The organism is Zoogloea sp., assembly GCF_041908905.1.
Lineage (GTDB): Bacteria > Pseudomonadota > Gammaproteobacteria > Burkholderiales > Rhodocyclaceae > Zoogloea.
This window is the reverse complement of sequence record NZ_JAYREK010000030.1, coordinates 1-18,983: the sequence shown is the minus strand read 5'-3', so window position 1 is coordinate 18,983 and position 18,983 is coordinate 1. Positions and strand designations below refer to the sequence as shown.

General features: G+C 70.5%; 15 protein-coding genes. 6 read left to right on the top strand and 9 right to left on the bottom strand.

Annotated features, from left to right (window positions below; genetic code table 11):
* Positions 1-99: 99 nt before the first annotated feature.
* Positions 100-1,914, bottom strand: a complete 1,815-nt coding sequence (locus tag ACE3OU_RS14290; RefSeq protein WP_374242222.1) for a bifunctional UDP-sugar hydrolase/5'-nucleotidase — start codon at positions 1,912-1,914, stop codon at positions 100-102.
* A 252-nt stretch (positions 1,915-2,166) separates the two neighbouring features.
* Here ACE3OU_RS14290 and ACE3OU_RS14285 point away from each other — a divergent pair, with 252 nt between their 5' ends.
* Positions 2,167-3,279 carry an HNH endonuclease gene (locus ACE3OU_RS14285; RefSeq protein WP_374242221.1) on the top strand — a complete coding sequence of 371 codons (1,113 nt, stop codon included), beginning with the start codon at positions 2,167-2,169 and terminating at the stop codon, positions 3,277-3,279.
* 7 nt (positions 3,280-3,286) lie between these two features.
* On the opposite strand, the gene ACE3OU_RS14280 is transcribed toward ACE3OU_RS14285, so the two are convergent.
* Both ACE3OU_RS14280 and ACE3OU_RS14275 read right to left on the bottom strand, forming a co-directional pair.
* Positions 3,287-5,302, bottom strand: a complete 2,016-nt coding sequence (locus tag ACE3OU_RS14280; protein ID WP_374242220.1) for a FeoB small GTPase domain-containing protein — start codon at positions 5,300-5,302, stop codon at positions 3,287-3,289.
* A 177-nt stretch (positions 5,303-5,479) separates the two neighbouring features.
* Positions 5,480-6,124 (bottom strand): response regulator, encoded by a 645-nt coding sequence (locus tag ACE3OU_RS14275; RefSeq protein ID WP_374242219.1) that lies wholly within the window; start codon positions 6,122-6,124, stop codon positions 5,480-5,482.
* A 112-nt stretch (positions 6,125-6,236) separates the two neighbouring features.
* Here ACE3OU_RS14275 and ACE3OU_RS14270 point away from each other — a divergent pair, with 112 nt between their 5' ends.
* From ACE3OU_RS14270 to ACE3OU_RS14250, 5 genes are all read left to right on the top strand, one after another.
* Positions 6,237-8,288: a TonB-dependent receptor plug domain-containing protein gene (locus tag ACE3OU_RS14270; RefSeq protein ID WP_374242218.1), complete on the top strand. Its 2,052-nt coding sequence runs from the start codon at positions 6,237-6,239 to the stop codon at positions 8,286-8,288.
* 6 nt (positions 8,289-8,294) lie between these two features.
* A complete protein-coding gene (locus ACE3OU_RS14265; protein WP_374242217.1) occupies positions 8,295-9,218 on the top strand; it encodes an ABC transporter substrate-binding protein in 924 nt (307 codons plus the stop codon).
* Positions 9,215-11,098, top strand: a complete 1,884-nt coding sequence (locus ACE3OU_RS14260) for an ATP-binding protein (protein WP_374242216.1) — start codon at positions 9,215-9,217, stop codon at positions 11,096-11,098. The genes ACE3OU_RS14265 and ACE3OU_RS14260 overlap by 4 nt, the downstream gene beginning before the upstream one ends.
* 63 nt (positions 11,099-11,161) lie before the next feature.
* The gene (locus ACE3OU_RS14255) at positions 11,162-11,581 is read left to right on the top strand and encodes a PhaM family polyhydroxyalkanoate granule multifunctional regulatory protein (RefSeq protein WP_374242215.1); all 420 of its coding nucleotides are present in this window, start codon (positions 11,162-11,164) and stop codon (positions 11,579-11,581) included.
* Between the two features lie 146 nt (positions 11,582-11,727).
* A complete protein-coding gene (locus tag ACE3OU_RS14250; protein ID WP_374242214.1) occupies positions 11,728-12,633 on the top strand; it encodes a LysR substrate-binding domain-containing protein in 906 nt (301 codons plus the stop codon).
* A gap of 16 nt (positions 12,634-12,649) precedes the next feature.
* Here ACE3OU_RS14250 and ACE3OU_RS14245 read toward each other — a convergent pair whose 3' ends face one another.
* The 6 genes from ACE3OU_RS14245 to ACE3OU_RS14220 form a co-directional block, all read right to left on the bottom strand.
* On the bottom strand, positions 12,650-13,312 hold the full coding sequence (locus ACE3OU_RS14245) for a trimeric intracellular cation channel family protein (RefSeq protein WP_374242213.1): 663 nt from the start codon (positions 13,310-13,312) through the stop codon (positions 12,650-12,652).
* Positions 13,313-13,374: 62 nt separating this feature from the next.
* The gene (locus tag ACE3OU_RS14240) at positions 13,375-14,532 is read right to left on the bottom strand and encodes a M20 aminoacylase family protein (protein WP_374242212.1); all 1,158 of its coding nucleotides are present in this window, start codon (positions 14,530-14,532) and stop codon (positions 13,375-13,377) included.
* 98 nt (positions 14,533-14,630) lie between these two features.
* Entirely contained in the window at positions 14,631-16,100 is a 1,470-nt protein-coding gene (locus ACE3OU_RS14235) for an MFS transporter (RefSeq protein ID WP_374242211.1), read from the bottom strand.
* 382 nt (positions 16,101-16,482) lie between these two features.
* Positions 16,483-17,391, bottom strand: a complete 909-nt coding sequence (locus ACE3OU_RS14230; protein ID WP_374242210.1) for an AEC family transporter — start codon at positions 17,389-17,391, stop codon at positions 16,483-16,485.
* A gap of 82 nt (positions 17,392-17,473) precedes the next feature.
* Entirely contained in the window at positions 17,474-18,223 is a 750-nt protein-coding gene (locus ACE3OU_RS14225; RefSeq protein ID WP_374242209.1) for an anti-sigma factor domain-containing protein, read from the bottom strand.
* Positions 18,220-18,786, bottom strand: coding sequence for a sigma-70 family RNA polymerase sigma factor (locus ACE3OU_RS14220; RefSeq protein WP_374242208.1), 567 nt, complete (start codon positions 18,784-18,786; stop codon positions 18,220-18,222). Before ACE3OU_RS14220 ends, ACE3OU_RS14225 begins: the two co-directional genes overlap by 4 nt.
* Between the last annotated feature and the right edge of the window lie 197 nt (positions 18,787-18,983).

Here is an 18,983-nt window from a genome sequence, read left to right as displayed (position 1 = left end):
GCGGTGCCCGGGTCACCGGCCGGGCCCTCTCAAGGCAACGCAGGGACACCCCAGGTTTCCTTGCCCCCCACCGGAAGCAGAGCCCGGCCCCGGGGACGCTCAAGGCGTCTCGACGTAGCTCTGGGTGCTGCGCCCGGCCACCGCCGGCTTGGCCAGCGGCGAGCGGCTGCGCACGTACTGCAGGAAGGAATCCGCATAATCGAGGAAGGTGTCCTCGCGCTGGGCCGCCGGGATGGCCTTGAGGGTGTCGTACTTGTCGCCGCCCTCGGCGGTGAAATTGTTGGTGATCAGCCGGTAGCTGGCCGCCGGGTCGAGGGGCTTCCAGTTGCCGCCGGCGTCGCGCACCTCGGGGTTGCCGATACGGTTGCCGCGGGGCTGGTTCATGTCGACGCTGAAGCGCAGACCGCCGGTGTAGGGGTAGGCGCCGGAGCCGGTGCCGTTCAGCACCGAGTCGATGCCGTCCTCCAGCGCGGCCCGCACCTGGGCGCCGGTGAGCTGCAGCCGGTAGAGGGTGTTCTTGAAGGGCAGCAGGGTGTACACCTTGCCCACCGTGATGTCGCCGGCCGGGATGTCGATGCGCACGCCGCCGGCGTTCTGCAGGCTGATGTCGGCACCGCCGAAACGCTGGCCCTGCTCGAGGAAGGCGTCGGCCACCAGCTGCTGGATGTCGCCGCCCTGGGCGATCACCGTGGCGTCCTTGTTGCAGACGTCGCCGAGGCTGGAGCGGGTGACGTCGCGCTTGGTGCCGGGCACCCGGCGCACGCACAGGTTGTCGGTGGCACCCCCGGCCACCTGGGTCGACAGCGCGTCCTTGGCGGCCTTGAAGGGTGCCAGCGCCGCGGTTGCCGTGGTCGACGGGGTGGTGATGCGGAACACGCCGGAGGCCGCGAGCTGGCTGCGGAAGGCGTCGGCATCCGCCGCCGCGGCCACCACGTTGCCCACCTTGAAGGCCTCGCCCACCAGCACCTGGGGCGTGCCACTGCAGCGGGCCACCTGGCCGGCGGCGTCGAAGCTCACATCCAGCGCGCCAACGGCGTAGGCGTACTGCCAGGCCTGGGCGATGCAGACGGGGCGGCCGGCCTTGTCGGTGGCGGCGGTCGGGTAGGCGCCGGCCGGGGTGAGGCCGAAGCCCTTCATGCTGTCGGGGCCGAGCAGGGTATGGGAGTCGCCGCCGATGATCACGTCGACGCCGTCGAGCTGCGGCGCGAGGGCCTGGTCGGCGGCGTAGCCCAGGTGCGACATCAGCACGATCTTGTTCACGCCGCGGGCGCGCAGGGCGTCGATGGCGGCCTGGGCGGCGGTGGCCTCGTCGAGGAAGCGGGTGCTGGCGTCGGGTCGGGAGGCGAAGCGGGTCTTGTCCTTGACGGTCAGCCCGACCACGCCGACCTGCTGGCCGCCGCGCTCGATGATCGCGTAGTCGGCGATCCGCGCCGCCAGCGGCGTGCCGGCGGCCGGCCTGACGTTGGCCGACAGCACCGGCGTCTTGCAGGCGCCGGCGTGCAGGTAGTCGATGAACTTGACGAGGCCCGCGTCAGCCCCGTCGAACTCATGGTTGCCCAGGGTGAAGGCGTCGAAGCAGACGGTGTTCATCATCACCGCGTCGGCCTGGCCCTCGCTCTGGGTGAAGTACAGGTCGCCGGTAATGGCATCGCCCGCGTGGAGCTTGAGCACATTGGGCTTGCCCGCCGCCAGCGCCTCGATGGCCGCGGTGACCCGCGCGAAGCCGCCCAGCTCGACGCTCACCGCCTTGCTGGCGCCAGCGGCGTCCTTCAGGGTGAGGGTGGTGGTCTCCGCGTCGAGGTGGGAGTGGTGGTCGTTGATGTGCAGGATCGTGAGGTCCAGCGGCTTGCCGCCGTCGCTGCCGCCGCAGGCGGCGAGGCTGAGGGCACACAGGGAGACGGCCAGGGCGGGCATGGTCGATCGGGTCTTGAAGGGGCGCATCGCGGTTGCCGGGTAGTTTGGATGGCCGGCAGTCTGGAGGCCCCGGGTTAAGGGTTCGTGAAAGCCCGTCGGCGGGCCGCCGCGGCGCCCACTCCGGGCTTACTCAATACAGGTATTTCCGGGCTTCGCAAAACGGCCGCGAAACCGCAGGATGGCGAGCGTCGTGTGCCTGCGGGCTGCCCACCCGCGGCCACGACGCACCCGAACACAACCTGGGTCTTCACCATGCGCTGCCTCCTCAAGCCCATTCACTGGAACCCGGCCGGCTACACCGCCCCCGCCGGCCATCCCTGCGCCAGCGGCTATCCCCACGACTACGGCTACGGTCACGAGGAATGGAACAACTCGCCGCACCTGCGCTTCGAGATCGACGGGCGCGGCCATCGCCTGCTGCACGCGCCGATGGCGGGCAAAGTGGTGCCGGAGAACACCCTGCTGATCATGTACGCCTCCCACGACCGGCGCCAGCAGATGGTCGGCATCGCCGGCGGCGCCCGCCAGCTGGGCCCGGACGACGGCGGGTTGATCGACGCGATCAGGCGGATGGTCGCCGCCCGGGCGCTGTGGCGCGAAGCCTGGGCGCAGCCGCTGGTCAGGAAATGCCACTCCAGCGAGGCCGCCTTCCGCAAACACTGGGAGGACAGCGGCGGGCTCGACGCCAACTGGATCTGCCCCGAGAGCGCCTTTCTGTGGCTCGACGAGCCGGTGGACATCGACCCGCAGGCCGTCACCGGCAAGCGCTGCCTCCAGCGCCGGTTCGGCGGCTTCACCACGATCCCGGCCGACCGCGCGGCCCATCTGCTGGATACCATCCCGCCCGGGCAGCGCAACGCCGCCTGGCACACCCTGCGCGAATCGCTGGCGGGGGAGTCCGACACGGCAGGCAGGCAGGACGTCCGCCCCACGCCGCCCCCCGACGAGACGACCCAGCAGGCCCTCATCGACGCCCGCCTGGGGCAGGAGCGCTTCCGCGCCGAGCTGCTGCGCCTCGGCCAGGGCCGCTGCGCGCTGACGGGCTGCGCCATCGAGCCGGTCCTGCGCGCCTCGCACATCCGCCCCTGGCGGGACGCGGACGACGAGAGCCGGCTGGACCCGAACAACGGCCTGCTCCTCGCGGCCCACGCCGACGCGCTGTTCGACCGCCACCTGATCAGCTTCGACGACGAAGGCCGGCTGCTCCTCGCCAATAGCCTGTCGGAGTTCGACCTCACCGCGCTGGGGCTGCGCGCCCACATGCGCATCCGGCTGCGCCCCGAACAACGTGCCTACATGGCCCACCACCGCCAGGAGTTCGAGGCCCGCAACCCGGCACCGGACAAACCCGGCCCGGGCGCCTGAGCCACCTTCAGACCACCACGCTCAGCAGGCCCAGCAGCACCCGGCACAGCAGCGCGATACCCAGCGCCACAGCCACCGACAGGCCGATCGAGAACAGCGCGTCGCGCCGGCCGATGGTCTTCAGCATCACCGCGAAGGTGGACACGCAGGGCACGTAGAAGGTCAGGAAGACCAGGAAGGTGGCGATCTGCACCCCGTCGAGGAGCGGTGCGATATCCTGGGTGCCGAGGGCCTGGTACACCATCAGCAGCGACAGCTCCTTGCGCAGCACTCCAAACAGGATCGGCACGCCGAGGGCCACCGGCAGCCCCAGCCACCAGTGGGTGACGGGCAGCAGCAGGGTGTTGATGACCTCGTCGGCGCCGAAGTGGGCGAGCAGCGCCAGCGCCACGCTGCCCAGCACCAGCAGCGGCGTGACGATGGTCAGGATGTCGCTGGTGCGCTCCCAGGTGATCGCCAGCAGGCGGCGGAAGCGCGGCAGCGCGTAGGGCGGGATGGCCTGGATCAGGCCGGGGCTGGCCTTCACGTAGCGGCGGGTGAGCAGCCGGCCGGCCACCGCGATGATCAGCATGGTGAGCAAGAAGATGCCCAGCACCCCCTCCCAGCCCAGGTACTTGCCGCCGATGGCCAGCACGATCGCCGAGCGGGCCGAACAGGGCACGAAGGTGATCAGCAGCGACGCCACGATGCGCTCGCGCCCGGCCGAGCTGGCCGCCACCGCCGACAGCGCCGGCACGTTGCAGCCCAGGCCGAGCAGGAAGGGCACCGCCACGCCGCCGTGCAGGCCGATGCGGTGGAAGCCGCGGTCCACCACGAAGGCGACCCGGTGCATGACGCCGGACTCCTCGAGGCTCACCAGCAGCAGCACCAGCGGCAGCATGTAGGGCACCACGATGCCCACCAGCCCCACCAGGCCGTCGGCCACCGCGCGCCCGACGACGCCGGCGGTGGTGGTCGGCTCCCACTGGCCGACCCAGGCGGCCAGCGGCGCCGAGGTGAGCGAGTCGAGGGTGGTGCTGACCTCGAACACCATGAACAGCACCAGCGCGAACACCGCCAGCGTGCCGATCAGGCCCCAGCGGGGGTGCAGGAAGATCCGGTCGAGGGCGCGCTTCCAGCCGCCCCGCTCGGCGGCATGGCCGAGCTGGGTGACCCGCTCGTGGAGCACCGCGGCGCGGTAGTGGCGGTCGGCGAAGAGTTCTTCGGCGAGGGGGCGCGGCAGCTGACGGGCGGCCTCGGCGCGGGCCTCCTCGATGGCCGGCACGAGCGCCGGGAAGCAGCGGACCATCTCGGCGCCGAACCAGGTGTCGCCCTTGGCCAGCTGGGTCAGCAGCAGGGTGCGGGGCACCTGGAAGGCGGCCTCCAGGGCCGGCAGGTCGAGGATCGCGTCGAGGGGCGCCAGCGCCTGGCGCAGGTGGGCGCTGGGCGACTGGGGCAAGGGGCAGGTCGCCGCCCGCAGGGTGTCGAGCGCGGTCTCGAAGAGCCCGGCGATGCCCTTGCCCATGTGGGCGACGGTGGGCACCACCGGCACGCCGAGGGCCTCGGACAGCGCCGGGATGTTGATGTAGATGCCCTTCTCGCGGGCCTCGTCGAGGCGGTTGAGGGCGATCACCAGCGGCTTGCCGAGCTCGCAGAGCTCCTGGCTGAGGGCCAGGCTGGGCTCAAGCAGGGTGGCGTCAACCACCTGGATCAGCAGGTCGGGCGCCCGGAAGCCGCCCTTGCCGGGCTGGCCGCCGAACAGCGCCATCAGCACCAGCCGGTCGGCGTCGGCCAGATCGTGGAAGGTGCGCACCGAGGGCAGGTCGACCAGGTCGGCCTGCTCGAGGCCGATGTTGATCCGGCAGGTCGAATAGGCAAGGGTGCTGCCGGCAAGGCCGCCGGAGTCGACCGCGGTGCTCGAGGCGGCCTGGAAGATGGTGCTCTTGCCGGCCCGGGGCAGGCCGACCAGGGCGATCTGCGGGCGGCGCTCGCCTCGGAGCAGCCGGCGGGGCACCGGGATGTGGGTCACCACCGCGGCGGTCATGGGCGACACGCCCCCGGACGGCCCGCTCCACGGGCGACGGCGCCCCGGGCAATCCTGCGCTCAGCACTACGCATCATTGAAAGTACCGCAGATCGTTTCTGTGCCATCGATTCTACAATAATGAGAACCATTCGCAAGACAAACCGAAAAAACGTCTTCTGGCCTGCCGGCGCCGGCTCAGACCCGGAGGCCCGCGCGGGTCATCATCAGCAGGGCCTGGGCCCGGCTGGTCACCCCCAGCGCCCTCAGGATCGCCGACACATGGACCTTGATGGTGCCCTCCGACAGGCCAAGGAGTTCGGCGATGTCCCGGTTGGACTTGCCCTGGGCCAGCAGTTCGAGCACGCGCCCCTGGGCGGCGGTGAGCTGGAAGCGCTCGACGAAGGCCTGGCTGGCGCGGCGATTGCGGGTGCCGTGGTCGGGGCCGGAGGTGGCGTCGGGGGTGAACACCCCACCGGCGAGCACGGTGCGCACGGCCTCGATGAGGGTGTTGCTGGGGCTCGCCTTCGAGACGAAGCCCGAGGCGCCGGCCTTCATGGCCCGCTGGACGGACTCGCGGTCGTCGAGAGCCGACACGACCAGCGCCGGCACGTCGGGGAAGCGCTTGGCGATGATCCCGAGCAGCGAGAAGCCGTTGATCTCGGGAAGCATGAGATCGACCACCAGCAGGTCGCAATCCGGATCGGCCTCCAGCATGGCGATCGCCTCGGTGGCGTTGCTCGCCTGCTGGCAGGAAACCCCTTCGCCCACCTGGGCCAGGGTGAGGGCCATGGCCTCCCGCACCAACACGTGGTCTTCGATAATCAGAATCCGGGTCTGCATCTCGCCAAATTGATATGGATACGCTGTATCCATCCGAGAATACCACCATAGCCTATTCAACCCCTTGCAAAACAGCGAAAATCGCGGCTCACAGGCTGCCACGGCACCCGCCATGCCGATTCTGCAACGACGCCCCTCCGCTCCTCCCGCCGTAGCCTGCGCCACCCTGCCGCTGCCGACCCGGGCCTCCCCGCCCACCGAAGCCGACCACCTCGGCGACCTGCCGGTGGTGCTGTCGGCCACCCGGCTCGCCCAGGTGCAATCCGATGCGCCGGGCGCGGTCAGCATCATCGACCGGGCCATGATCCGGGCCTCGGGGGCGCGCAACATCCATGAGCTGTTCCGCCTGGTGCCGGGCTTCCAGATGGGCATGCACACCGGCAACACGCCCCTCGTCACCTATCACGGGCTGGCCGACGAGGCGCCGCGGCGCATGCTGGTGCAGGTGGACGGCCGCTCGGTGTATTCGCCCTACTTCATCGCCGGCGTCGAGTGGAACCAGATCGGCGTGGACATCGACGACATCGAGCGGATCGAGGTCTTCCGTGGCTCCAACTCCGCCACCTACGGCAGCAACGCCTTCCTCGGCGTCGCCAACATCGTCACCCGGGCGCCCGCCGAAACCCTGGGCACCCGCGTGCGCTACCGGGCCGGCGACGGGGGCGTCAACGACATCGGCCTCAGCGCGGGCCGGCAACTCGGCGACGTGGCCATGCGCCTCACCGTGGCGCGCGACCACGACAACGGCTTTGCCGGCCTCAACGACTGGCGGAAGACGGAGCTCGCCACCCTCAACACCCACTGGACGGTGGACGGCAACAACAGCCTCCAGCTCCAGGCCGGCTGGACGGGCTCCACCCTGGGCACCGGCAAGGAGGACAACCCCACCGACCCGGAGCGCGGCAGCCGGCTATCCACCAACTTCGGCCTGCTCCGCTGGCAGCACGCCCCGGCCGCGGGCGAAGAGCTGAGCGTCAGCTATTACCACCAGGAAGAGACCGGCCGCGACAACTACACCCTGCTGGTCCCCGTCACGCCCCGCCAGTCGGGGCTGCCCTTCCCGCTGCAGCTGCCGATCGGCTTCGACTACGACTTCCACGCGGTCCGCGACGATCTGCAGATCCAGCGCATCAGCGCCCTCGCCCCGGGCCTGCGGGCAGTGGTCGGCGGTGGAATGCGGGTGGACCGCATCGCCTCGCCCCTGCGCTTCAACCGGGCCGACAGCGTGCGCAACGCCGTCAATCACGCCTTCGGCACCCTCGAATGGCATGCCAGCCCGCGCTGGCTCTTCAACGCCGGGGCGATGCTCGAGGACAACTCCCTCACCGGGCGCACCCTGGCGCCGCGGGTGTCGGCCAACTACCACCTGACCGACAGCCAGACCTGGCGCATCTCGATCAACCGCTCCCTGCGCCACCCGGTGGCCTTCGAGCAGAAGTCCAGCATGATCTTCGCCACCTCGGCCCCCGTCACCACGCCCGTGGGCACCTTCCCGGCCGGCACCCCCATCTCGCAGACCTTCCGCCCCTCACCCCACCTGCAGGCCGAGCGGATCACCACCTGGGAGCTGGGCTACCGGGCCGAGCTGCGACCGCTGAACGCCAGCCTCGACGCGCGGGTGTTCCTCGAGCAGGCCCGGGACCTCATCGAGATGAACCTCGAACCCTCCACCATCGGCCTCTTCAGGCGCAGCAACAACCGCTACTTCGCCAACAGCGGCGAGGCCGACATCCGCGGCCTCGAAATCTCAGCCCTGTGGCGCCCCGGCACCGACACCTGGCTGCAGCTCAACCACGCCGAGCTGCGCATCGACGGCCCCACGCTCAACGCCGCCGACGCCCTGCGCCGCCCCAGCGGGTGGGTCGAACACAGCGCGCCGCAGCACAGCACCACCCTGTTCGGGGCCTGGCAGATGCACCCGCGCTGGCAGCTCAGCGTCGCCAAGCACTGGATCGGGTCGATGAGCTGGTACCAGGACGCCGACCACCGGGTGAAGATGTACCGCCAGCTCGACCTGCGCCTCGCCCACCGCCTGCCACCCAGCCTGGCCCGGGGCGAGCTGGCGATCACCGCCCGCAACATCGACGGCCCGGAGGAGACCTTCGCGCCCGGCACCTCGGCCTGGGGCAGCCGCATCTTCGGCTCGCTGTCCCTGGAGCTCTGAGCACGGATGCCGCAGCTGCGCCGACTCCTCCTGTGCCTGCTCCTCGCCCTCGCCGGCGGGTGGACCGAGGCCGCCTTCGCGGCGCAGGTCCTGCTGCTCCTCTCCGAGGAGAGCAGCGCCTTCAGCGAGGCCGCCGAAGCCATCGGCGCCGAACTGCGCGGCGCCGGCCACCGGGTGCACACCCTCAGCCTGCCCCTCCGCGAGGACGGCGCCCAGCTCGCCGGCCACGCGCTGATCGTCACCCTCGGCACCCGGGCCGCCCAGACCGTGGCCGCCCACGCCCCCCGCAGCCTGGTGCTGCACACCCTGCTGCCCCGCAGCGCGTTCGACAAGCTGCCCAGCCGCGGCGACGAGGGGCGCCGCGTGTCGGCGGTCTTCATCGACCAGCCCGCCGGGCGGCAGATCGAGCTGCTCCGCATCGCCCTGCCCGAGTGGACGCGGGTGGCCTTCATCACCAGCCGCGAGAGCGCCGACCTCGGCCACCGCCTGGTGGCGAGCGCCCGCGACCGGCGCCTGCGCCCGGTGCTGGAACAGCTCAACGAGGAGAGCGAGCTCTACCCGACCCTGCAGCGGGTGCTCGCCGAGCCGGCGGTGCTGGTCGCCGTCCCCGACGCCACCCTGTTCAACAACCGCACCATCTCGAACATCCTGCTCACCGCCTACCACCTGCGCTCGCCGGTGATCGGCTTCTCGCCGGCCTACGTCAAGGCCGGGGCCCTGTTCGCCCTCTACAGCACTCCGGCGCAGATCGGCCAGCAGGCCGGCGAGACCGCCCGCGCGGGGCTGGCCAGCGGCAGCCTGCCGCCGCCCGCGGCGCCGCGCCACTTCCGGGTCGGCATCAACCGCTACGTGGCCCGCTCGATGGGCATCAACCTCGACGACGCAGCCACGCTGCAGGAGCGCCTGGAGCGCAGCGAAGGCCTTCAATGACCCGCCTCCCCCGCCTCGACATACACGCCCGGATCGCGCTGATCGCCGTGCTGCCCAGCCTCGTGCTGGCCCTGGTGCTGATCGCCTACTTCACCTCCAGCCGCCTCGCCGACATCGAGAGCGCCCACACCCAGCGCGGCAAGGCCCTCGCCCGCCAGCTCGCCGCCGCCAGCGAATATGGCGTGTTCTCGGGCAACCGGGAGAGCCTGCGCAAGCTCAGCAACGCGATGCTGCTCGAGAAGGACATCATCCGCGTCTCCATCACCAGCCCGCTCCAGGAGATCCTCGCCGACAGCAGCTCGCCCGACTACCCGCGGCGCCCCGGCGCCGCGGCGCCGCTGCGCTTCCGCGAACCGATCCAGGGCGCCGGCGTGAATATCGAGGACACCTTCCTCGGCGGCGCCGGCGAGCTGCCCCCCGACATGACCAGCGCCCGCGGCGAAGTCCTGGTCGAGATGAGCCGCGACTCCCTGCGCCTCGAAGAGCAGCGCCTGCTGCAGAACGCCTTCCTGATGGTCGGCGCGGTGCTGATCGGCAGCGTCGGCCTGGCGCTGCGGATGAGCGGCGGCATCTCCGAGCCCATCCTGCGGATCGCCGACATCGTGCACAGCTTCGGCCAGGGCAACTTCGCCGCCCGGGTGCCCATCGAGGGCGGCAAGACCCTGCGCACCCTCGCCGAGGGCGTCAACGACATGGCCGACAAGATGGAGGCCGCCCAGAGCAACCTGCAGCGCCAGATCGACGAGGCCACCCGCGAGCTCCTCGAGAAAAAGGACGAAGCCGAGCGCGCCAACCGCGCCAAGACCCGCTTCCTGGCCGCCGCCAGCCACGACCTGCGCCAGCCGATGCACGCCCTCGGGCTGTTCGTCGCCGAGCTCGGCCAGAAACCCCACGCCCCCGACACCCGCCGGCTGGTCGAGCAGATCGCCGTCTCCGCCGAAACCATGGAGAACCTGCTCGACAGCCTGCTCGACATCTCGCGTCTCGACGCGGGCGCCCTCGACCGGCAGATCAAGCCCTTCCCGCTGCAGCCCCTGCTCGAGCGGATCGAAGTGGACTACCGCCGCGAGGCCGGCCTGCGGGGCCAGCGCCTGCGCCTGCGCCCCACCTCCCTGTGGGTCAGCAGCGACCCGCTGCTGCTCGAACGCATCCTGCACAACCTCATCAGCAACGCGCTGCGCTACGCCCCCGGCGGCACCATCCTGCTGGCCTGCCGCAAACGCGGCCGCCAGGTGCGCATCGAAGTCCGCGACAACGGCCCCGGCATCGCCGCCGAGGCCCAGCAGGCCATCTTTCAGGAGTTCGTCCAGCTGGACAACCCCGAGCGCAACCGGGCCAAGGGCCTCGGGCTCGGCCTCGCCATCGTGCGCCGCCTCACCGACCTGCTGGAGCACCCCCTCTACCTCAAGTCAAGCCCCGGCCTGGGCGCCCTGTTCGCCGTCGAACTGCCCGCCGCCGCCCCCGGCACCCTGCCCGAGCACAGCCAGCCGGTGCCCGTGCAGGCCCTCGCCCGGGTCCATGTGGCGCTGGTGGACGACGACGAGCTGGCCCTCGCCAGCACCATCGGCCTGCTCGAATCCTGGGGCTGCCAGGTCGGCGCCGCCGACAACGAGGCCACCCTGCTGGCCGCCCTGCCCCCCGACGGCGACGCGCCGGACATCATCGTCTGCGACTACCAGATCTCCGGCCACGGCAACGGGCTGCAGCTCATCGAACGCCTGCGCGCGCAGTTCGGCAAGCCCATCCCGGCGGTGATCCTCAGCGGCGACACCTCGCCGGCCACCACCGCCGCGATCCAGCAGGCCGGCATTCCCCTCCTCCACAAGCCCGTCCGGCCCGCCAAGCTGCGTGCCCTGTTGCAGCGCAAAACCCAAGTCTGATGCAGGGCGGCGGCGCATCGGTTAATATGGTTTTTCGATGAACAGAACATGCGGGAGACAGCGATGAGCACCGAAAACAAGGCGCAGGACCCACTCGAATTCATGCGCAGCATGTGGAGCAAGATGGGGTTCAGCCTGCCGGGCATGGTCACCCCCACCCTCGACGTGGACGAACTCGACAAGCGCATCGCCGACATGAAAGCCGTCGAGAACTGGCTCAAGATGAACCTCAACTCCCTGCAGATGGCCACCCAGGGGCTCGAGATGCAGCGCGCCACGATCGCCACCATGCAGGCCATGAGCAAGATCGCCTCCGAAGGCGGCACCCCCGCCGAAGGCCAGGCCGCCCAGCCCAACCCCTTCGCGAGCGGCATGTGGCCCTGGAACCTCATGCAGCAGGCCACCGAGGCCAAGGCAGCCGCCACTCCGGCGCCGACCGCTCCCGCCGCGCCGGCCAAGGGCAAGCCCAAGGAAAGCAAGTAAGCCCCCCCCGTGGGCGCCGCCCCGGGCGTCCGCCCGCGCACCGCCGACGGCGGAGCCGGTTGCATGTCCCTCCGCCCGGCCGCCCGAAGGGCCTGTGCGGAGCGGCGGGCACAGCGGGGCACCCTCTTCCGGTCGTCGGGAACGCCGTGAAAAACCACCAGCTGAAAGCCCTGGTCCAGGTTGCCGAGAGCGGCTCCATCCGGGCCGCCGCGCGCACCATGAACCTGTGCCAGAGCGCCCTGACCAAGTCCCTGCGCGAGCTGGAGGAGGAGCTCGGGGTCGAGCTGATGACGCGCAGCTACAAGGGGATCGAATTCACCGACGCCGGCCAAACCCTGCTCACGCGAGCCCGGCTGGCGCTGGCACTCCTCGACAAGGCCCAGGACGAGATCGCCCTGCAACGGGGCGGCGCGGGGGTGCGCGTCAGCATTGCGGTGACGCCCCTCGTCGGTATCCGGGTGCTGCCCCAGGTGCTGGTCGAATTCGAGCGCAACCAGCCCGCGGCCCGGATCAACCTCAGCGAGGGCCTTCTCAGCACCCTGATCCCCCAGCTCATCGACGGCCGGCTGGATTTTGCCGTCGCGCTGGCCGACCCGGCCAACCTGCCCTACGAGATCGCCTTCGAGCCCATCGGCCCGGTGGCGTCCGCGGTGGCCGGCCGCCGCAACCATCCCCTGGCCGGCGCGCGAACCTGGGAGGCGCTGCACTCGGCCAAGTGGGTGCTCAACCTTTCGGCGGGCAGCCAGGGCAGCAGCCTGCTCAAATGGCTCGACCAGCAGGGGATAGGCGAGCCGGACAACACCATACGCTGCGACTCCCCCCTGCTGATGCTCGAGCTGATGCAGCGCACCGACCGGCTCAGCATCGGGCCGGCCCTGCTCTTCTCCGACCCGATGATCGGCCAGGGGATCCAGCGGATCGACGTCTCCCCGCTGCCGCCGCCCATGGAGCTGGGGCTGATCACCCTGCGCGGCATCCCCCTGTCACGGGCCGCCCGCCAGCTGGCAAGCATGATCACCCGCCACATCCGGAACAGCCCGCCGATGACCTGACGGCCGGCGCAACAAGCTACGCGTCGCGGGGCCAGGAGGGGATCTGCCAGCCATAGGCGACGGCCAGCAGGCGCAGCCCCGAGATGCAGCAGATGCCCGCCAGCGACGACAGGTGCGGCGAGACGCCGAAGTGGTTGAGCCCGATGAACAGCAGGCCGCCGATCAGGGTGCACAGGGTGTAAGGCTGGTGGTCGCGGTAAACCTTGGGGATCTCGTTGCACAGCACGTCCCGGGTCACGCCCCCGAACACCGCGGTGATCGAGCCCAGCATCAGCGCCACCACCAGCGGCATGCCGGCGACCAGCGCCACCGACACCCCCGAGATCGTGAACAGGCCCAGCCCGAGGGCGTCGGCCACCTCCATCACCTTGTCCGTCAGCCCGAGCTTGCGGCTGCGCAGCATCAGCGGCGCGGCGAGGACCATGGCGATCACCAGCCAGATGTACTCGGTGTTCTCCACCCAGAAGAAGGGGCGCCGGTCGAGCAGGACGTCCCGCGCGGTGCCCCCGGCAAAGGCGCTGACGAAGGTCACCGAGAAGACCCCGACGATGTCCATCTTCTTGCGGGTCGCCTCAATCAGGCCCGACATGGCGAAGGCGATGGTGGCGGCGATCTCGATGGTGGTGAGCAGGGTGGTCAGTTGCATGGAGACGGTGGATACGGGCAGTTGAAGCGACATCAGGCCGGAGCCGGCCTGATGTCCTGGGGGCCGGCAGGGGTGGCCTGCCGGGAGGGGGCTCCTTATGCCAGGAAACGGCGGACCAGCGCAACCCAGTAGGCGGCACCGACGGGCAGGTTGCGATCGTCGAAGTCGTACATGGGGTGGTGCACCATGGCCGTATTGCCGTTGCCGATGAAGCAGTAGGTGCCCGGCTTGTGCTGGGCATAGTAGGCGAAGTCCTCGCTGCCCATGAAGGTCGGGCCGGGCATCACGACCTGGTCCTCGCCGAGCAGCTCGCGGGCGATCGCCGCGCAGGCCTCGGTCTGCGCCGGGTTGTTCACCAGCACGGCGCCCGGTGCGCCTTCGCGGATCTCGAAGCTTACGCCAAAGGCGGCGGCCTGGGCCGCGGTGATGGCGCGGACCTTGTCGAGCACCAGCTTGCGGGTCTCGGGCTTGCTGCTGCGGATGCTCAGGCGCAGGGTGGCCGTCTGCGGGATGACGTTGCCGGCATCACCCGCCAGGAAGGCCCCGACGCTGACCACCGCCGAATCCAGCGGCGCGACGTTGCGCGACACGATGGTCTGCAGCGCCATCACCAGCGAGGCGCCGGCCACCACCGGGTCGACGCTGCGCTCCGGCATCGAGCCGTGGCTGCCGACCCCGGTCAGCACGATCTCCCAGTTATCCACCGCCGCCATCACCGGGCCCGCGGTGAAATACAGCTTGCCGCGCTCCAGGGAGGGCATGTTGTGCATGCCGAACACGGCATCCATCGGGAAACGCTCGAAGAGGCCGTCGGCGATCATCGCCGGGGCGCCGCCCATGACCTCCTCGGCCGGCTGGAAGATCAGATGCACGGTGCCGTTGAAGGGCTTCTTCTCGGCCAGGTAGCGGGCGGCGCCGAGGAGCATCGCGCTGTGCCCGTCATGGCCGCAGGTGTGCGACTTGCCGGGGATGGTGCTCTTGTGATCGCTGTCCGTCATCTCCTGCACGGCCAGGGCGTCGGTGTCGGCGCGCAGGCCGATCGCCTTCTTGCCGTCGCCCACCGTCAGCGAGGCAACCACGCCGGTCTTGCCGACGCCTTCGGTCACCGTATAACCCCAGCCACGCAGCAGGTCGGCGATGTAGCGGGCAGTGTTGTGTTCGTCGAAGGCGACTTCCGGATGACGGTGCATGTGATGCCGCCAGCTCTGCATTTGCTCCTGGTCGGCGCTCAAGGCATTCAACAGCTCGTTCATGATGGTATCCAATCCACAGTTTTTCGAATCGATCTCGGAAAAAAGCGGTCCGGGCGGGGACGCCGGGGGGTGGCAGCCCGGACCGCAAGGGAGGTGACTCAGTTTTTCCGGGGGCCCGCCTTCGGCACCGTCAGCATGATCGACAGGATCGCGACGAGGACCATGAAGACGTTGAACATCAGGGCGATCACGGCCGCCTCACGCACGGCCAGGTTGTCCTGGCGGCCGACGAAGGTGATCACGCCTTCCATCCAGGAGACGCTCTCCGGGTTGGCGCTCAGGGCGGTGAAGATCGCCGCGGAGATCGCCACGCCGAAGGCGGCGCCGAGGGACGAGGCCATCTTGTAGATGCCGGCGCCGGAACCGGCCTGGGCCGCGGGCAGGCTGGAGAGGGCCGCGTCGGTGGAGGGGGTGGCGTAGAAGGCCAGGCCGACACCGAACAGGGTGTAGCCGATCATGGCCAGCACCTTGTAGTCGGCCAGCATCAGGTTGGCCGGGGACAGCAGGACGATGGACAGCCCGGTGATGAGGCAGCCCCAGATCATCGGCTTGCGGGCACCGAAGCGCTGCAGCAGCTTCTCGCCGACCCGGATGAAGGCGATGATTGCGATCGCATAGCCGAGGGTCAGGGTACCGGCCTGCTGGGCAGTCATGTTGCCGCCACGCTGCACCAGCTGCAGGGAGACCAGCAGGGTGCCGGCGACGCCGTTGAGCAGGAAGTTGGAGATCGTGGCGCCGGTGTAGGTGGGGTTGCGGAACAGCTTGAAATCGACGAAACCCTGGGCCGCGCTCGACTCGATCCGGAAGAACAGGATGCCGAAGAAGGCCGCGACACCGGCGAGGCTCAGGATCAGCGGGCTGGTCCAGCCCAGCTTGTTACCCTGGGTCACGAGGATCTGCAGCGCAACCATTGCGATCATGAAGGTCAGCACGCCGGCGAAGTCGAACTTGTAGTCACCCTTGGTTTCGGCCTTGCTCTCGGGCGTGCCCTTGATCATCAGCAGGCCGATGACCGAGACGATGATCGACGAGAAGAAGATATAGCGCCATCCGAAGTTCTGGGCCATGAAGCCGCCGAACAGCGAGCACACGCCGGAACCGCCCCAGGAGCCGATGGACCAGAGGCTGACCGCGCGCTGGCGGGCCGGGCCGTCCCAGTAGGTCTTCACCAGCGCCAGGCTGGCCGGCATGATGCAGGCCGCCGACAGGCCCTGCAGGGCACGCCCGGTGAGCAGGAAGGCGGTGGCCAGATCGCCGGTGGGCGCCAGGCCGATCAGCAGCGAGCCCAGCATGTTGAGGAAGAAGCCGGCCTGTACCACCTTGAGGCGGCCGACACGGTCGGCGAGGCCGCCGATCACCACGATGAAGATGCCCGAGAACAGCGCCGTGATCGCCACCGCGATGTTCATCATGCTCGCATCGAGCCCGAGATCCTTCTGCATGTCGGGCGCCACGTTGAGCGTCGTCTGCGCAAACAACCAGAAGGCGATCACACCCATGATGATGCCGAACAGGAGTTTGTCGTTGCCCTGATATGGGGTGGGCCGCCCTGTTGCCGTTGCAGTCATTGCCATCTCCCGAGGATTAGCCTGTTAGAAGAACTACAAGCCCAGTCTAGTTCTTTGGAGGTATGAGCAAAGACGACATATTTCGATTGATGATGAGAAAAATAGATCACCCCCGCAGCCTGGCCCGGCGGGGGCGGGATACCTCGCCGGCAGGCCAGGCCCGCCTGCGGGTGCGGATCGGCGGGCGGGACGGGCGCAGGCGCGGCACGAACACCCGCCGATGTGGCGCGGGCGGGGAGCGCGCCGGCAGGGCATCACCCGGGGAGGTCGGGGTGACCGCGGCCGGGCGTCAGGGGCGCGAGGGAGCCCCGCAAAAGAGGCAGGCGGGGATGGCCATCGAACGCCCGGCGGACAGGCAGACCGGCGGGCGCGCCGGCGGGACTTAGGCCGGCCCCCAGCGGGTCAGCGCCGCCAGCCAGCCGGTCAGGGTCAGCGCCGCGGCCACCGTGGTCGCCGAGATCAGCCAGGCCACGCCCGGGCCGTCGCCGCCCATCCGCATCGCCAGGATGTAGGCCGACGAAGCCGTCGGCAGCGCCGCGAAGATCACCGCCGTCGCGAAGGCCACCCCGCCGAGCCCGAACAGCGTCGCCAGCGCCCACGCCGCCAGCGGCAGCACCAGCAGCTTGACCGCGCACAGGTACACCGCGCCGATCCGCCGGCCGGCCTGGGCCCCGCCGCGCAGCGCGGCCCCCACCGCCAGCAGGCCGAGGGTCACCGCGGCGTCGGCGAGGCGCTGCAGAAAGGGCACCAGCGGTTCCGGCAGCCGCGCCCCGAGCAGGTTGAAGGCCAGCCCCGCCAGGGTGGCGATGATCAGCGGGTTGCGCACCAGTTCGCGCAGCAGGCGGCCCTGCCCATGGCGCGCCAGCATGCCCACCGCCGCCATGTTGGCGAAGGGCACCATCGCGCCGCACAGGGCGCCCATCATCGCCAGGCCCGGCGCCCCGGCAAACTTGCCGGCCACCGCGATGCCGATGTAGGTGTTGAAGCGGTAGGCGCACTGGGCCCGCGAGGCGAAGCCCATCGCGTCGAGCCCCAGCAGCGGCCGCCCGGCCAGCGCCAGCAGCAGCCCGCCGGCCATGCACAGCAGGCCCACCGCCAGCAGCGGCCCCATCGCAACGAGGTCGATGCGGGCCCGCGCCAGGGCGTTGAAGAGCAGCGCCGGAAAGAACACGAAATACACCAACCGCTCGACCCCGGGCCAGAAGCCCTCCCCCAGCGCAAAGAAACGGCGCAGCAGCGCGCCGAGGGCGATCAGCGCGAAATCCGGCAGGAGGAGCAGGAAACTCTGCATGGCGGCGGCGGGCGATGAGGAAGCCCCGAGTGTGCCAGAGGGCGGGCCCCGCTTCGATCGGGGCCTTCCCCAGGGCCGCCGGCTACATCACCTTGACCGCGCGCCCGATGTAGCGGACCGGGCCGGTGGGGCGGCCGGTGGGCGAGCCGCTGCGCGGCTCCAGGGTCAGCTCGAAGAGCTGGTCGGGCTGCACCGCCGGCAGCCTGCCCGCCGGCACCCGCAGGGTCTTGCCCGGCGTGACGAGGCCCAGGGACACCGGCGCGCCCCAGCCGTCGGCCTTGGTCCAGAACTGCAGGGCCTTGTCGGGCGGCACCTCGACGGCGCCGAGGGGAATCAGCTCCACCTGGCGGGCACCCGACGCGCCGGCCTGCACCACCCAGCCCGGCGCCTTGTCGTCGGGGGCCACCAGCACCACCATGAAGCGGGTCTCGGGCGCCGGCTCGGCGAGGCGCCCGACCAGCACCGCCGCCAGCACCGTGGCCAGCGCGAAGCCGCCGGCGGTGAGGCCACGCCACAGGGCCAGGCTGTCCCAGCGCCACCCGAGCCGGCGCGGTGCCGGCCGACGGACGGGTTGGGGTGCCGGCGTGGCCAGCGCATCGAGGCTGCGCTCGATGCGGGCCCACAGCCGGGGCGACGGCGCCACCGGCTCGACCAGTCCGGTGAGCGGCAGCAGGCGCTCCTCCCAGGCCAGCACGGCGGCCTGCAGCTGCGGGTCGTGCTTCAGGCGGGCCTGGACCTCCCGCCGGCGGGCGGCCGGGAGCGTGCCCAGCACGTATTCGCCGGCCAGCTGGTGGATGTCGGGGGGCATGCCGCCGGGCTGGTTCGTGTTCATCCGATGCACTCCCGCAGGGCGGCCAGACTGCGCCGGATCCAGGCCTTGACGGTGCCCAGCGGCGCCTCCAGGCGCCGGGCGATCTCGCCGTGGGACAGACCGTCCACGTAGGCGTGGAGGATGCAGTTGCGCCGCACCGGCTCCAGTTGTTCGAGGCAGGGCCCGATGCGCCCGGCGCTGTCCCGCCAGGCAAAGGCGTCCGCCGTGTCGTGCCAGGCCTCGAGGGAGGCCCGGGCATCGAGGGCGGCAGCGGTGTCGTCGTCCATCTCCACCTCCCGCGCGCCGTCGCGCACCGCGTTGAGGGCCAGGTTGCGGGCGATGCTGTAGATCCAGCCGCGGGCCGACCCCCGCGCGGAGTCGAAGCTGGCGGCGCGGGTCCAGATGTTCACGCAGGCGTCATGGACGATGTCCTCGGCGAGGGCACGGTCGCGCACGATGCGCTGCACCACCCCGAGCAGGCGCCCGCCCTCCTGGGCGTAGAGGCGCTGCATGGCGGCCTGCTCGCCGGCAGCGCAGGCCGCCAGGGCGGCTTCGTAATCGAATTCGGGAGAGACGGACGGCATCGGTAAATCCCGGGTCGGGCGCCCCGGCCGGACGGCCGGCGGCGGCAGACCCGATTTTACCCGCCCCGGCGCTCTCAAGAAACAAAAATAGCCAGGGCGGTTTTCATGCAGCGGTCCCGATGGGGTTGATCTGGAATCCGAGCGTGGCTGCTCGGCGTTTTAGCGCGGCGATGCTGCGCTCGCGTTGTTGTTCCTCG

Excerpts from the sequence above, each read along its gene's own strand:
- ACE3OU_RS14290 (WP_374242222.1), bottom strand. The coding sequence starts at position 1,914 with ATGCCCGCCCTGGCCGTCTCCCTGTGTGCCCTCAGCCTCGCCGCCTGC.
- ACE3OU_RS14285 (WP_374242221.1), top strand. The coding sequence starts at position 2,167 with ATGCGCTGCCTCCTCAAGCCCATTCACTGGAACCCGGCCGGCTACACC.
- ACE3OU_RS14280 (WP_374242220.1), bottom strand. The coding sequence starts at position 5,302 with ATGACCGCCGCGGTGGTGACCCACATCCCGGTGCCCCGCCGGCTGCTC.
- ACE3OU_RS14275 (WP_374242219.1), bottom strand. The coding sequence starts at position 6,124 with ATGCAGACCCGGATTCTGATTATCGAAGACCACGTGTTGGTGCGGGAG.
- ACE3OU_RS14270 (WP_374242218.1), top strand. The coding sequence starts at position 6,237 with ATGCCGATTCTGCAACGACGCCCCTCCGCTCCTCCCGCCGTAGCCTGC.
- ACE3OU_RS14265 (WP_374242217.1), top strand. The coding sequence starts at position 8,295 with ATGCCGCAGCTGCGCCGACTCCTCCTGTGCCTGCTCCTCGCCCTCGCC.
- ACE3OU_RS14260 (WP_374242216.1), top strand. The coding sequence starts at position 9,215 with ATGACCCGCCTCCCCCGCCTCGACATACACGCCCGGATCGCGCTGATC.
- ACE3OU_RS14255 (WP_374242215.1), top strand. The coding sequence starts at position 11,162 with ATGAGCACCGAAAACAAGGCGCAGGACCCACTCGAATTCATGCGCAGC.
- ACE3OU_RS14245 (WP_374242213.1), bottom strand. The coding sequence starts at position 13,312 with ATGTCGCTTCAACTGCCCGTATCCACCGTCTCCATGCAACTGACCACC.
- ACE3OU_RS14240 (WP_374242212.1), bottom strand. The coding sequence starts at position 14,532 with ATGAACGAGCTGTTGAATGCCTTGAGCGCCGACCAGGAGCAAATGCAG.
- ACE3OU_RS14235 (WP_374242211.1), bottom strand. The coding sequence starts at position 16,100 with ATGACTGCAACGGCAACAGGGCGGCCCACCCCATATCAGGGCAACGAC.
- ACE3OU_RS14230 (WP_374242210.1), bottom strand. The coding sequence starts at position 17,391 with ATGCAGAGTTTCCTGCTCCTCCTGCCGGATTTCGCGCTGATCGCCCTC.
- ACE3OU_RS14225 (WP_374242209.1), bottom strand. The coding sequence starts at position 18,223 with ATGAACACGAACCAGCCCGGCGGCATGCCCCCCGACATCCACCAGCTG.
- ACE3OU_RS14220 (WP_374242208.1), bottom strand. The coding sequence starts at position 18,786 with ATGCCGTCCGTCTCTCCCGAATTCGATTACGAAGCCGCCCTGGCGGCC.